General features: G+C 44.1%; 11 protein-coding genes and 1 tRNA gene. 6 read left to right on the top strand and 6 right to left on the bottom strand.

The genetic code is table 11. The annotated features are described in order from the left end of the window. Nucleotides 1-27 precede the first annotated feature (27 nt). Complete coding sequence (locus AC1DCV_RS10515; protein WP_477023139.1) at nucleotides 28-1,551, top strand: serine hydrolase domain-containing protein; 1,524 nt, start codon at nucleotides 28-30, stop codon at nucleotides 1,549-1,551. Between the two features lie 466 nt (nucleotides 1,552-2,017). Here AC1DCV_RS10515 and AC1DCV_RS10510 read toward each other — a convergent pair whose 3' ends face one another. Together AC1DCV_RS10510 and AC1DCV_RS10505 are read right to left on the bottom strand one after the other, a co-directional pair. Beyond that, nucleotides 2,018-2,761 carry a hypothetical protein gene (locus tag AC1DCV_RS10510; protein ID WP_477023138.1) on the bottom strand — a complete coding sequence of 248 codons (744 nt, stop codon included), beginning with the start codon at nucleotides 2,759-2,761 and terminating at the stop codon, nucleotides 2,018-2,020. Nucleotides 2,762-3,043: 282 nt separating this feature from the next. Beyond that, a tRNA-Lys gene (locus tag AC1DCV_RS10505) sits at nucleotides 3,044-3,117 on the bottom strand. 159 nt (nucleotides 3,118-3,276) lie between these two features. On the opposite strand from AC1DCV_RS10505, the gene AC1DCV_RS10500 reads away from it, so the two are divergent. Then, nucleotides 3,277-4,455: a thiolase family protein gene (locus tag AC1DCV_RS10500; RefSeq protein ID WP_441573478.1), complete on the top strand. Its 1,179-nt coding sequence runs from the start codon at nucleotides 3,277-3,279 to the stop codon at nucleotides 4,453-4,455. A 52-nt stretch (nucleotides 4,456-4,507) separates the two neighbouring features. Here the strand turns inward: AC1DCV_RS10500 and AC1DCV_RS10495 are convergent, their stop codons facing one another. Continuing rightward, nucleotides 4,508-4,792, bottom strand: coding sequence for a helix-turn-helix domain-containing protein (locus AC1DCV_RS10495; protein ID WP_477023137.1), 285 nt, complete (start codon nucleotides 4,790-4,792; stop codon nucleotides 4,508-4,510). A 639-nt stretch (nucleotides 4,793-5,431) separates the two neighbouring features. On the opposite strand from AC1DCV_RS10495, the gene AC1DCV_RS10490 reads away from it, so the two are divergent. The 4 genes from AC1DCV_RS10490 (at nucleotide 5,432) to AC1DCV_RS10475 (ending at nucleotide 11,618) form a co-directional block, all read left to right on the top strand. Continuing rightward, nucleotides 5,432-7,066 carry a DUF1800 domain-containing protein gene (locus AC1DCV_RS10490; RefSeq protein ID WP_477023136.1) on the top strand — a complete coding sequence of 545 codons (1,635 nt, stop codon included), beginning with the start codon at nucleotides 5,432-5,434 and terminating at the stop codon, nucleotides 7,064-7,066. Between the two features lie 18 nt (nucleotides 7,067-7,084). Then, nucleotides 7,085-8,668, top strand: a complete 1,584-nt coding sequence (locus AC1DCV_RS10485; RefSeq protein WP_477023135.1) for a DUF1501 domain-containing protein — start codon at nucleotides 7,085-7,087, stop codon at nucleotides 8,666-8,668. 43 nt (nucleotides 8,669-8,711) lie between these two features. After that, the gene (locus AC1DCV_RS10480; protein WP_477023134.1) at nucleotides 8,712-9,068 is read left to right on the top strand and encodes a hypothetical protein; all 357 of its coding nucleotides are present in this window, start codon (nucleotides 8,712-8,714) and stop codon (nucleotides 9,066-9,068) included. A gap of 93 nt (nucleotides 9,069-9,161) precedes the next feature. Continuing rightward, the gene (locus AC1DCV_RS10475; RefSeq protein ID WP_477023133.1) at nucleotides 9,162-11,618 is read left to right on the top strand and encodes a TonB-dependent receptor; all 2,457 of its coding nucleotides are present in this window, start codon (nucleotides 9,162-9,164) and stop codon (nucleotides 11,616-11,618) included. A 14-nt stretch (nucleotides 11,619-11,632) separates the two neighbouring features. Here AC1DCV_RS10475 and AC1DCV_RS10470 read toward each other — a convergent pair whose 3' ends face one another. The 3 genes from AC1DCV_RS10470 to AC1DCV_RS10460 all read right to left on the bottom strand — a co-directional run bounded on the left by AC1DCV_RS10470 (nucleotide 11,633) and on the right by AC1DCV_RS10460 (nucleotide 14,836). Further along, nucleotides 11,633-12,106, bottom strand: coding sequence for a hypothetical protein (locus AC1DCV_RS10470; RefSeq protein WP_477023132.1), 474 nt, complete (start codon nucleotides 12,104-12,106; stop codon nucleotides 11,633-11,635). Between the two features lie 434 nt (nucleotides 12,107-12,540). Further along, nucleotides 12,541-12,984 carry a DUF983 domain-containing protein gene (locus AC1DCV_RS10465; RefSeq protein ID WP_477023131.1) on the bottom strand — a complete coding sequence of 148 codons (444 nt, stop codon included), beginning with the start codon at nucleotides 12,982-12,984 and terminating at the stop codon, nucleotides 12,541-12,543. Nucleotides 12,985-13,057: 73 nt separating this feature from the next. Then, nucleotides 13,058-14,836, bottom strand: coding sequence for an ABC transporter ATP-binding protein (locus AC1DCV_RS10460; RefSeq protein ID WP_477023130.1), 1,779 nt, complete (start codon nucleotides 14,834-14,836; stop codon nucleotides 13,058-13,060). Nucleotides 14,837-14,915 lie beyond the last annotated feature (79 nt).

Here is a 14,915-nt window from a genome sequence, read left to right as displayed (position 1 = left end):
TCTTCGCGGATATATTAATTTCCATTTATGCATAGCTCCCATTGTAAAAGAATTACTTTATTGTTACTGCTGCTGTTTAAAACAGTGCTGATTTTTTCTCAAATAACAAAGGCTCCCACACCTGCGATCCCGGATGAAACACTTTCTTTCTCAACACCGGAAGACGAAGGGTTTTCCTCAAAAGGCTTAAGTGATATATTTACTTATGTGAAAGAAAGCAAAATAAATATTCACAGCCTTTTAATTGTACGGAATAAGAAGATCGTATTTGATGCCTATTTCTATCCTTTTCGCGCAGATTTACGGCATGACATAGCATCTTGTACAAAATCAATAACATTCATACTTATTGGCATAGCCATAGATAAAGGCTATATAAAGAGTGAAGATCAATTGGTTTCATCATTTTTCCCGGAGATCAAACTAACAGGAAAGGGTTTTGAAACATTATCAATCAAAAACCTGCTCACTATGACCTCGGGGTTTGATTGTGGCTTTTCAAATGAAGATAGTCTGTTCAATGAATTATTTCCATCAAACAATTGGCCCGGATTTATTTTAGATATTCCTTTTGTAGCTAATCCCGGCCAGCAATTCTCTTATTGCAGTTGCAATTATTACCTGCTTGCCGAAATTATTTACCGGGCAACCGGATTATCCCCGGAAGATTTTGCTAAAAAACATCTCTTTAATGATTTAGGGATAAAGTCCTTTTATTGGTCGAAAAATAATCATGGTATTAATTACGGGTGGGGAGACCTTGCCTTAGAATCATATGATCTTGCTAAAATTGGCCAACTATTGTTAGACGGTGGTAAATGGAATAATAAATCCATTATTTCCGCGGACTGGGTAAAAAAATCCAAATCCATGAATACGGTATTTCCAAACGGAAATGGCTACGGCTATGGTTTTTGGATCGACAAGGATCATGGCTATAATGCGGAAGGCAGGGGCACACAAAGGTTACATATCGATTCAATACACCATGCAATTGTCGTAGTCACGGCAGGCGGTCTTGGTGATGACGAGAAGGAACGGATTGGTGAAATTATTGGTAAATCGCTCCGCTCTGATAAGAAATTGAAAAGTGATCCTGCAGCCTATAATAGCTTGAAAAAAATGGAACTTCAGGCGGCAAAAGCGGTTATCGATTCGCCCGGTTACATTTCTAACGCTACAAAAAAAGGGAAGTTGTTTAATAAGACGATCATTTTCCCAACAAACAGCTTAGCTATTAAAAGCGCCGAAATTATGTGGAAGAAAGGGAATCTATCTCTTATGCTAAAGCAAGCCGGGGAACAAACCATCATCTATCCTTTAGGAATTGGTGCCGCGTATAAATTTTATCAGGATGCCGGTTCCGGTCATCTATATGCGTTAAGAGGATATTGGAAAGCCTCCAATGAATTTGAAATCGAGTTTAATATGCTATCAAAGATTAATAAATACTTGATTAATTTTAAAATTGGTGATAATGGAAACGAGGTTTTGATTAAGGAAGGGACCCATAAAATCAATGAAGTTTTTCCGGTGTCAATAATGGAATAAAAAGAGAACAAAGGGGGTAGTGTAAATTTTAAGCATACAATTTAGTCAATCTATAAATGAAGAATGCTAGAGGTCTAAGCCTGCCAGCGACCCGAAAGCCTGCATCACGGATATTTTGGAAGGGATTTTATCTTCATTGTCTCTACATACACTTTTAAGATATCGTGCATTAAGAATCCCCATCATTATAATCAGCATTACCTTTTCATTATGTAGATTCCGGCCAGGCTATACTTAGCACCCGCTAAGTACATATAGTAGCCCTGCAGGAGAGGTGGACTTGATGCGGGGATGACGTCCGGGTGTATAACGGGGATGAAATTGCATCAGCAAATGGATGGAGGTGAGAACCGGCCATAGAAAGGCTGCTTCCCTGCCAGGGGGAGCTGCGGAAAGAAATATACTATTGAAAGGAAGCAGGTATAAAGAGTTTATTTATCAAAATATCTCCGGGGGCAAAGTAGTTTTATTCCAGTTGAATGACAGCTGGATATGCGTATGTATAGGTTAGTTTGGGAAGCAATATTGTCCGGTTTGGGTAAGTACGTTTATTCGCAGATTTAGGTACTTGTTGCGCTGCCACCGCAATAATGTCTGCTGCCACATATTGTCTGTTGGCGGATGGACCGTCTTTGTACATCGCTCTTACCTGGAAAACCACTACCAATGAACCTTCTCCGGGTATATCCAGCGAAACATTTGTTTCCTGGAAAGTGGCATCCGGATCTATCATTAGTGTAACCGTTTCGCTACCCGCCACCTGACGTGATCTAAAATCAATACGGGTTGCGATCACTTTTACTTCCAGGGCAGCAATGCCTTTATATTCGGCGATGGTTTGTGCAGGAATATTTAATATCCCATTACCTAGAAGCCGGGGAGCCACCGGAAAGAAGCGATCTACCCCGGTATGCTGATTGAAGCGGAAGCCTGTGATGGCGGCGTGATGATCGCCGGCAGCAATGAGGAGCTTATTGAGCCGATTGATGTGGGCGCCGTCACAATGGATATCCAGGTGGGGGTAGAGCGCTTTACGGATAAAAGCGCCTTTCCTGCTGGCGATGCCAAAGCGCCGGGATGCGCGGCGGGTAGCAGCCGTTTGCTGCACGCTTTGAGGCATGCTGCGCAGAAAGTAGTTGCCATTGCGCTTATAGCCTATGAGATGGCCGAGTTTTCCCGTAAAAGAAATGATAGACATTTGTTTTGCCATGGGAGATTATTTTGATTACTATAAATATAACATAATTCGGGGAACGTGTTTTCTGGATAGATGGAAGACTAGTTAAAGGGAGTGTATGGCGTATTGTATAATATTCAAAGAGAGTGCATTGAGTATTTGAGAATGACAAACGGGAGTGTATGAGCATTTAGAGAATATTGAAAAAAGATATTCCCAGGTTTTCAACTTGATTCTTGATATGTAGTTTGGGCGAGGTTTTCGGAGAAATAAAAAAAGGACATTTCAGTAATATGACTGAAATGTCCTTTCAAGTGACCCCTCAGGGGCTCGAACCCTGGACCTACTGATTAAGAGTCAGTAGCTCTAACCAACTGAGCTAAGGAGTCATTCCAACGTTTCCTGTTAAAAAACGTGAGTGCAAATTTAACGGTTCTTCTGAATATTCGTGTACTTTATTTAATTAAATTTGATAAGAAGGACGAAATGTGGATAAATACCCATTATGTTGATAATCTAATCGTTAGCTCATTATAAAATATTTTTTCATGCAGGAAGCTTATATAGTAGCCGGATACCGCACCGCGGTAGGCAAGTCCAAAAGAGGGGGATTTCGCTTTTACAGACCAGATGACCTGGCTGTAGATGTAATCACCGGGTTGTTGCAATCCTTGCCACAACTGGATCCTAAGCGGGTAGACGATTTGATTGTAGGGAATGCGGTACCGGAAGCAGAACAGGGTTTACAGATTGGCAGAATGATTTCTGTAAGGGCATTGGGTATTGATGTTCCGGGCATGACGGTAAATCGTTATTGTGCTTCCGGCCTGGAAACCATTGCAATAGCAACGGCTAAAATCCAGACAGGGATGGCAGATTGCATCATTGCCGGTGGTACCGAGAGCATGAGTCTTGTACCGGTGGCAGGATGGAAAACAGTTCCTAATTATACTGTGGCCAGTACTAATCCCGATTATTATATTGGCATGGGACTCACCGCTGAAGCAGTGGCTAATGAATTCAAAGTAAGCCGCCAGGACCAGGATGAGTTCTCATTTAAGTCGCATCAGAAGGCATTGAATGCTATTCAGAATGGTTATTTCAAGCCGGGTATTTTGCCCATTAATGTAGAAGAAGTATATGTAGATGGTAATGGGAAGAAGCAGAAACGTTCTTATGTGGTGGACACTGATGAAGGGCCGCGCGCGGATACTTCACTGGAGGCGTTAGGTAAACTGAAACCTGTTTTTGCTGCAGGTGGTTCTGTGACAGCAGGTAACTCTTCACAGACTTCTGATGGTGCAGCTTTCGTGGTAGTGATGAGTGAGCGTATGGTCAATGAGCTGGGATTGAAGCCTATTGGCCGTTTGGTGGGTTGTGTTTCTGCAGGTGTACATCCGCGTATTATGGGTGTGGGCCCGGTAGCAGCTATTCCGAAGGTATTGCAGCGTACCGGAAAAACCTTACAGGACATCGATTTGGTGGAACTGAATGAAGCGTTTGCTTCTCAGGCGATCGCTGTTGTCCGTGAGCTGGGTATCAATCCGGATATTGTGAATATCAATGGTGGTGCTATTGCACTGGGACATCCGCTGGGATGTACCGGTGCGAAATTAACCGTTCAGTTGCTGGGCGATTTAAAGCGACTCAATAAAAAATATGGTATCGTAACTGCTTGCGTAGGCGGCGGACAAGGCATTGCAGGTATCATAGAAAATATCAGTTAATACGGTCAACTCATCTTTATAACGGGAAAAGGAGCCTGCGGGCTCCTTTTTTTTATGTTTGATCGTATACTTTCAACTGATGGAGATAGGCGAACGAGGCGGCCTTTATTTTGCCGGGATCTTTAAACACAATGCTGTGAAAGTCTGCCGGCTGCCGAAGGTCGATCCCAAATAGCGCGACCATTCTCTCATGGAAAAAATGGCTTCCTTTAGATCTGCCTGATTCGTAGGTAGCAAAGCTCCCGCGGGATATGCCAAGAAGATTACTCATTTCATGTTGTGTTAGTTTTAGTTCTTTACGGATCAATTTAATGAAACGTTTATTGTAAGGATACATGGGTCGTTATGATTAAAATTGTAACAAATTTGTGTCGCTGTAACAATAAATGACTATATTTGTATTGTAATATGTAATGTGTTGATATTAATTGAATTAAATTGATATGAGCGACATTTTTTTGATAAAGAGAATTTCATTTTGAGCAAAGGCTACCCCGTTACCGTCAGCGACGGTAAAAAATGGGAAAACATCAGCTACCGTTTTCAGGTACTAACGACTGTTAAAAAAATCGGGTGGTTGATGAGTGAGGGAATTTGCAAAACATCCGGACCGGAATACAAACTGGCGAATCGCCGTTTTTAACTTAATCATTTTGAATTCTTTTTTTGTGTAACAACAGAAAAAGCCAAAGGGACTGTCTTTCTTTCCAGGAACCGGCAGCTCCCTTTTGGCATGTCTGTATATCGACAGACATTTTCCAAAGTTAGACATTTTATAATGCGTATACAAATAAATTTATTCGTAAGTTAATGATTATTAGAGTATTAAAATGATAATTCTGATTTTAAAATGATAATAGATGTATCGTTTTGATACTTCTTTATAATATAATATGCCTTTCTCTTTAATTAGATTAAACTTTTTGTTAATTTGGCTCCATAATCGGCCCCCTAAGCCATCAACCATATCACATTTATGGATCGCAGACAATTCCTAACCTTATCGCCTGATCGCAGCAATACGCGGAATGCTGTCGCTTCGGCACGTACCGACACCGGCATGGCGCCCTATACCGGCAACTGGGAATCATTACAACTGATACACCTGCTGAAACGTACCTTATTCGGTGTTTCGCCCGCTAATGTCAATGCCTTTAAAAGCATGAACATGCAACAGGCAGTAGATACCCTGCTCACCGCACAGGCAGATCCCGCACCACCCGTAAATAACTACGGTATCGATGCTACCGGCGTTGCTCCCGGCGCTACCTGGGTAAGAGCCGCACTCGGCGATGAAATGCTGGAAAGGAAAAGAATGGCCTCCTATAAAGCCTGGTGGACCGGACAAATGATTAACCAACCTGCAAGCATACACGAAAAAATGGTGCTCTTCTGGCATAATCATTTTGTTACGGAAACAGGTATGGTAAGTGACAGCCGCTTTATTTACCAATACAACCTCACCCTGCGCAAACATGCCCTCGGCAATTTTAAGGATCTCACAAAAGCTATCACGCTCGATCCCGCCATGCTCGTGTATCTCAACGGTTATCTCAACTCAAAAGGAGCCGCCGATGAAAACTATGCACGCGAATTGCACGAACTTTTTACCGTAGGAAAAGGACCGGATTCCCATTATACGGAAGATGACGTAAGAGCCACTGCCCGCGTCCTCACCGGATTTCGGGTCGACAGAACAAACATCGTGAGCCTCTTCGATACCACCCAGCATGATCTCACCAATAAACAATTTTCAGGTTTCTATCTCAATAAAGTCATCTCCGGAAAAACCGGCCAGGATGGCGCTACTGAAGTAGATAACCTGCTCGATATCATTTTTGCACAACCGGAAGTGGCAAAATTTATCTGCCGGAAACTATACCGCTTCTTTGTTTATTATGATATAGACCAGGCCACAGAAACCAACGTCATAGCGCCACTCGCGGAAATATTCCGCAGCAGCCAATACGATATAAAAACTACACTCAACGCCCTGTTTACCAGCGAACATTTTTTTGATCCGTTAAACATGGCCTGCCTCATTAAAAGCCCGGCAGATTTTTGTATCGGCATATGCCGCGAATACGGCATCACTTTTCCTGCTGACTATCCAAGCCGTTACAACGCCTGGAGCGCCATTCACGGAAGAGCCGCTGCCATGCTGCAGGATTTCGGTGACCCTCCACTGGTAGCCGGATGGGATGCCTATTACCAGGCACCTTCCTTTCATGAATTGTGGATCAACACAGATACACTCCCTAAACGCAACAAACTAAGTGATGCCCTCGTCAGCACGGGCGGCTTCGGTGGTCTGCATATAGATACCATCGCCTTTGCCAGCCAGCTTCCACACCCGGAAGACCCGGTAGCACTGGTGAGCGATTCCCTGGATATATTATATCGTGTAGGCGTTTCCGATGCAACGAAAGCCTTCCTGAAAAACAGCATTATCCTCTTCGGCCAAAGTCCTAACAGTAACTTTTACTGGACCGATGCCTGGAACGCCTATAAAGCGTCTCCCGGAGATGCAGCCTTAAAAGACAACGTGGAAAGCCGCCTCAAAGCACTGTATAAATACATCATGGACCTATCGGAATATCAATTAGCCTGATAGCTGAAAAACCTTTTTATGAAAAGAAGAGACTTCCTTAAATATACAGCGCCAGCTGCTATCCTGCCTACTTTAATTAACGGCTTTTCCATTAAAGCCTTCGCTTCCTCTCCTATGCTGAACGCGCTGAGCAGCGCTTCTACAGATAATGATCACGTGCTGGTAATGATCCAGATGACAGGAGGAAACGATGGTCTGAACATGGTGATACCACTCGATGTATACGGTAAATACCAGGCAGCACGTACCAATATTGCCATCCAGGAAAGTAAAGTACTCCGCCTGGATAATTACATCAAATCCGGGCTGCATCCATCGATGAAAGGTATTCAGCAACTATACAACGATGGTAAAGTCAGCATTGTGCAAAGTGTGGGATACCCTTCTCCCAACTACTCACATTTCCGCGCCACCGATATATGGCTCACCGGCTCCGATTCCAACGAAGTACTGACTACCGGCTGGGGTGGGCGCTACCTCGATACACAATACGATAATTTTCCCGATGGATATCCGAATGCTGAAGCACCGGACCCATTGGCCATACAGATAGGATCTATCGTGTCGCCCGCGTTCCAGGGACCTAATGCCAGCATGGGCATTGCCATTACGAGCGCAGACGATTTTTATAACCTGATTGACGGGGTAACGGATCCCGTTCCCAATACCAAAGCAGGTAAGGAGCTGGCATATATCCGCCTCATTGCCAAACAAACCAATGCCTATGAGACGGCTATCCTGGCTGCCGCTAAAAAAGTGACAGCGCAGGGTGCTTACCCCGCCAACAACAACCTGGCGGAACAGCTGAAGATAGTAGCACGATTGGTGGCCGGTGGACTCAAAACAAGGCTTTATATGGTCAGCACCGGTGGTTTTGATACACATGCCAATCAAACAGAAGGAGGCGACACCAGCAAAGGTGGTCACGCCAACCTGTTGGGCGGTGTATCTGATGCCATCAAGGCTTTCATGGATGATCTTAAAGGACTGCACGCTTCCCGCAGGGTAGTGGGGATGACCTTCTCTGAATTTGGCCGCCGTATCAAATCCAACTATAGTATGGGTACCGACCATGGAGCCGCGGCTCCCATGATCATTTTTGGAGATTACGTAAATCAGGGCGTGCTGGGTAATTCACCTGCCTTGCCGGATACTTCCTCTGTGATTGATAATATCCCCATGCAATACGATTTCAGATCCATCTACGCTTCTATCCTGGAGCAATGGTTTTGTGTGGATCAAACTGCATTGCAAAAAATTATGGGGAAAGATTACCAACGTCTGCCCCTGGTTAGTGGCGTGGCTTGCGGTACGATCACCGGTTTACCGGATCTGAGCACAGATGGTAAAAAGCTTATCTATAACGCGCCCAATCCCTTTGCCGACTATACGTATATTACCTATATCACCGGCAGTGGCAATACCATGATCCAGATCTTTGATACTACCGGCCGCCTCATCAGCGTACCGGTAAATAGTGTGCATACACCGGGTACCTATAAAATTACATTCGATGGCCGGCAATTGCCCGCTGGTATTTATTATGCCCGTTTCCAAAATGGTCCAATACAGCAGGTATGGCCTATGCTCAAAGTAAAATGACCTTATAATTTCATTAATAATCGTGCAACGCTGTTGCAAATAGATGGATTTTGCTACCTTTGCCTCCGTGTACAAAAGCTATCTCCATAAAATATTAGCTATTATTCTCCTGGGTGTATTTGCCATAAATACCATCCCAAGGGAGTTTATACACGAATTTTCAGGCCATCACGACACGGTGGATGTGGTACACCAGCACGATGGTGTTACCATTTCTGAACACCACCGTCACTGCGATTTCCTGCAAATAGGCATAGAGCCATATGAGCCATTTGTCACTTATTATATAGCTCCGGTTCAAAAAGTAATTTGGGTATTTTACCCGCTGTCCATACCGGAAACCACACATACTGCTTATTATAACCTCACTCCCAGGGCGCCCCCGATAGGTGTTGCATAATCCTCTTTTTATTGCAGCGTGAACTATCTGTGCGCGTTTGCTATTCAATATTGGCGACTGTCCAATCTTTACTGATTCTATATATTTTCAGATATGCATTATTTGCGTGTATTTATACTCGGACTCTGGAGTGTAATCTTACTGGCATTGCCTGCTGCCTATGCCGGCGTTAACCCTGAAGAAGGGGTATATTCAAACTCATTATCCGGTAAGGTGGTGGATAAATTAACACAAACACCTTTACCCGGCGCTACGGTTTACCTGCCGGATCTCCGCGTAGGTGCTGCTGCCGATGCACAGGGAAATTACACGATCAAAAATCTTCCTAAAGGAAAATTCCTGGTGGATGTTCACTATATCGGTTATGCTGCTTACACTGAACCAGTTACTATATCCGGTGCTACCACCAGGGATTTTGTGCTGGCAGAAACGCTGATAGAAAAAAATGAAGTAGTCATTACCGGCGCTAACCTGGCCACTTCTGTAAAGAAAACACCTACGCCGATCAGTGTAATCCGTCGTGATTACCTGGATGATAATATCTCGACCAACATCATAGACGCTATTGCCAAAGTCCCCGGTGTTACGCAACTCTCTACCGGCCCGGCTATTTCCAAACCTTTTATCCGTGGTCTCGGCTACAACCGCGTAGTGGTGGTAGGAGATGGTATCCGCCAGGAAGGCCAGCAATGGGGCGATGAACATGGTATCGAAATAGATGATTATAATGTGAGCCGGATAGAAGTCCTGAAAGGACCTGCTTCCCTCATCTATGGATCAGATGCACTGGCGGGTGTAGTCAACATTGTACCACCTGCACCACTGCCGCCTGGAAAAATAAAAGGAAATGTAGAAGCCAACTATCAAACCAATAGTGGGCTGATGGCGTATCATGCAGATATTGCCGGGAATAATAATGGTTTCAGCTGGGGAGCTTATGTTACGCAAAAACAGGCACACGATTATAAAAACAAGTACGACAACTACGTTTTTAATTCCCGCTTTAATAACACCAACTATGGTGCTACTATCGGTATCAATAAACAATGGGGATATTCTCACCTGAGCTTTTCTTCCTTTAATCAGCACCTGGGACTTGTAGAAGGTGACCGCGACAGCACCGGCGGCTTTGTAAAGCCCATCAACAATAATGGGGTGGCAGATGAAGCGCCTGTAACCAGCAGCGACAACAAGTCGTATAGCATGACGGTGCCCAAGCAGCAGATCAATCACCAGAAAATAGTATGGGACAATAACCTGTACCTGAATAATGGCGGTCGTTTAGGACTTACCCTGGGTTATCAGCTCAACCAGCGCCGTGAATTCGGGGACCCGCTGAATCCCAATACCCCCGGGTTGTACCTGCACCTGCAAACATTCAACTACGCCCTGAAATATTACCTGCCTGAAATGAATGGCTGGCAAACAACAGTAGGCGTGAATGGTATGCAACAAACCAACGAAAATAAAGGTGAGGAATTCCTCATCCCGGCATATGACCTGTTCGACTTTGGCGCTTTCGCAGTAACCAGCAAAACCTTCAATAAGCTGACCCTCAGTGGTGGTGTGCGGTATGATAACCGGTCTATGAATTCCAAAGCGCTGTTCCTGGATGCCTCCGGCAAACCTGCAGGTAGCGGGGATGCGAAGTTTGATGCGTTTAAACGCAACTTCTCCAATGTATCCGGTAGCGTGGGTTTGAGCTACGAAGCCAGCGATCGCGTGGTGCTGAAACTCAATGCTGCCAGAGGTTTCCGGGCGCCTAATATTGCAGAACTCTCTGCCAACGGCGTACACGAAGGCACTATCAAATATGAGTATGGTAACCAGGACCTGAAGCCGGAAGTAAGTACACAGGTAGATGCCGGTGTAGACTTCAACACGCAACATATTTCCTTAAATGCCAGTCTCTTTTACAATCATATCAATAACTTCATCTTCTCCCGTAAACTCTTTAACCAGGCAGGTTCCGACTCTATCCCGGCTACAGATAACGAAGAAGGATATTCCGCCTTTAAATATCAGCAGACAGATGCGAACCTTTATGGTGGTGAACTGATGCTGGATATACATCCGCATCCGATAGACTGGCTGCACTTTGAAAACACGGTTTCTTACGTAAGGGCGACTAGCAGTAACGGTACCGACTCTACGAAATACCTGCCCAATATTCCGGCAACCCGTTGGTTATCCGAGTTGAAAGGGAAGTTTAAAAAAGTAGGTAAAGGTCCTTTACAGAATGCTTATATCGGAGTGCAAATGGATGTGAATTTCGCACAAAACAATGCATTCACGGCATATGAAACTGAAACCACTACTCCCGGCTATACCTTATTTAACGCAGGGCTGGGATCTGATTTCGTGAATAAGAAAAACAAAACATTGTTCTCCCTGCATTTTGCAGTGAATAACTTTACAGATGTGGCTTACCAGAATCACCTCAGCAGGCTGAAATATGCGCCCATCAATGAAGTCACCGGGAGATCCGGCGTATATAATGTAGGCCGGAACTTCAGCCTCAAGCTGGCGATTCCGATTGACTTTAAATAATATAGGTTGTTTTTTTAAAAGGCTCCTGCGTCAGCAGGGGCTTTTTTTATGCTGTCCGGGCTCGCCGGTGCATCCGCTATTTTCGTATAGGTGGCCTTGTTATTTTTTATTTTGAAGAAGAATTTCCTGGCAGATGGCGATGAAATGTTAAATCCAACAACAGTATCCGTTCCTGTAATAAGCAGTTCCGGTAACGGTATGGCTTTGGCGCTGGAGTCAACTGCCCGCATATAGTTGATCAGCCGCTTGCCATTTTGCGTGATATGAATCGTTTGCATCCCTGCCGATGAGTTAACGATAGTGGCTGTAATTCCTTTTGCTTCAAATACAGCACTGTCACTCCCCGTATTTCCACTGATCAGTTTAAATGGGATGGGCTTCGTTTTTTCTGCCGGTTTCGCAATACTGTTTGTTTTGGCAGCTTCTCCGGGAGCAGACTGCTGGCAGCTCAACAATAAAATAGGTATCAATAGTAAAGTTCTGTACACGATAAGTTGATGTTTGGAAAGATAAAGCTATCGAATTTTTATGGATCTGCTCATCCGGGTGAATTCATATATAACGCTTACTTATACATTATTTAATTATTTAACATTATTTGTTTTTATAATTTGTATAAATTTGCTTTAAGTGATGAAGATCCATACCAGACGGGCTTGATAAATAAAATCGTTTTAGTGGTACAATTGATCTGGCTATTTACCATTGATGTAAATAATTAAGTAAAATAAGTATAGATTTTGTAGTTTTGAGCCTCGTTATGTAAGTGTTATACTGAATGTCCTGCCAGGAAGAAAAAACAGATTCCCTCAGCTTTCAAAAAAAATTGGTTTTTGCATTATTAAGATTTTTCTGACCACCATTGGTTCAGATTTTGGTTGAAAAAGAAAGGGGCTGTTTTTACAGCCCCATACTTTTTTAACTATTTCTGATGATGATGAACCGGTTTTTCCAATGCAGCGGTATCCTCATCATAATACACAAAGAAGTAAAGATAGATAGCCCGCGACAATCGCATCAGCCAGGGCTGAATAAGTACCAGCAACACTCCATTTATACCAAGCCATATAAATATGCTGTTATCTCTCCAGGTAATACCAAAAAATACAGCATACCAGATCAGGTTAAATACACTGAAGGCTACTGATAACGCATAGCTCACATAGCCAGTTCCAAACCAGAAGCCGGTTTCCAGCTCATACTTTTGTCCGCATACAGGGCAGTTATCATACATGTTAAAGATCTTCGAGAACCTGATGTGAAATGGGTTCTGATCTTTGAACATATCTCCTTTCCTGCATCTCGGACATTTCATTGTCAGCATGCTGACAAAATAGTTAGGGCGCCTGGGCTGTTGTGTACTCATGTTACAAAATTAATCAATTACAATCAGGAACTGGCTGGCGAAGCTACCCCCGCCAGCCTTTCCGCTTCGTACTTTATACTGCTTCTACTTTCCGCTCACCAATTTGTTGTCTCCACATGGCGTAATACAGGCCCTTTTCATCTACAAGATCTTCATGCTTGCCAACTTCCACGATACGGCCTTTTTCCAGCACATAAATACGATCGGCGTGCATGATGGTACTCAAACGATGCGCAATCATCACCGTGATATGCTGTTTGGTAGAAGTCACCTCGCGAACAGTAGTAGTAATTTCTTCCTCTGTAATAGAGTCCAGCGCAGATGTAGCTTCATCAAATACCAGCAAACGTGGTTTGCGCAACAGCGCCCTGGCGATGGATAAACGTTGCTTCTCGCCACCGGAAATTTTAATACCACCTTCTCCAATCACTGTTTCAAGACCTTTGTCAGCCCGCGCCAGTAAAGAATAACAGGACGCTTTGTTCAGTGCTTCCATTACCTCTGCATCGCTGGCACCAGGATTTACGAATAACAGGTTTTCCTTGATAGTACCTGCAAACAGTTGTGTATCCTGCGTTACAAAGCCCACCTGGTGACGGAGTTCTTCCATATCCACTTCATTGGCATCTACGCCGTTATAGTAAATATGCCCTTCGTTCGCTTTGTATAACCCTACCAACATCTTTACCAGTGTGGTTTTTCCGGATCCGGAAGGTCCTACAAAGGCAATCGTTTCACCTACTTTTACAGAGAAGTTTACCTGATCAAGCGCCTTAGTCGCAGCAGTCAGGTGCTTAAACCCTACCTGCTTAAACATCAGTTCATTGATATGGTTCACCTTTACCGGGTTTGCCGGCATTTCTTCTACCGGTGTGCTCAAAATGCCCTGGAAGTTTAACAGGGATACCTGTGCCTCACGGTAGTTGAGAATGATATTACCCAACTCCTGTAACGGGCCAAAGATGAAGAAGGAGTACAACTGCAATGTCATCAGCTGGCCAATGCTCACGGTGCCGTGATAAATGTAAAATAACAGCAGGAACAGGATGCTGGAGCGCATCAGGTTCACAAAAGTGCCCTGCACAAAACTGATACTGCGGATGCTCCGCACTTTTTTCAGTTCCAGCATTAAAATTTTCAGGGTAGTGGAATTTAACCGCCGTATTTCCTGGTTGGTTAACCCCAAACTCTTTACCAGCTCAATGTTACGGAGCGATTCGGTAGTAGATCCTGCCAATGCGGTAGTTTCTTTTACAATCGTCTTCTGTATCACCTTAATTTTCCTGCTCAGTAAACTCATGAGGATCGTCAGTAAAATACAACCGGTCAGGTACACGAAAGGCAGTGTCCAGTGCACCGTAGCTGCGTACACCATTACAAACACAACGCCGATCATGGATACAAACAACACATTCACAAAAGCAGTAATAAACTTTTCACAGTCTACCCTTACTTTTTGCAGAATAGCCAGCGTTTCACCGCTGCGCTGATCTTCAAACTGTTGATAAGGCAGTCGCAGTGAGTGCTTAAGCCCGTCTGTATACACCTGTGCGCCGAATTTCTGAACAATCACGTTCACAAAATAATCCTGAAAAGCTTTGGCAATCCTGGATACCATGGCCACACCTATGGCAGCGCCCACCAGCAGCAGTACGCCCCATAAATAGTCGTTTTCCGGCCTGAATATAGTTCCCCCTCTGGTAGTTGCCTGGGGATGAGATGCAAACCTGTCAATGATCCATCCAAAGATCATCGGGTCCATCAGTGAGAAAAGCTGGTTAATACTGGCCAAAGCCATTGCTAATACGACCAACCATTTATATCTCTTTAAATAATGCAGTAATAGTTTCATATGTCCGATTTCCTGAGGTGCAAAGTTACTGCATGTTGCCACATATTGCGGGGAAAAGTACTGGCTATTTTAGTCAAAA

The organism is Chitinophaga sp. 10T418 (genome assembly GCF_056394125.1).
The sequence above is the reverse complement of the archived record's forward strand: the minus strand, read 5'-3'. Positions and strand labels throughout refer to the sequence as shown.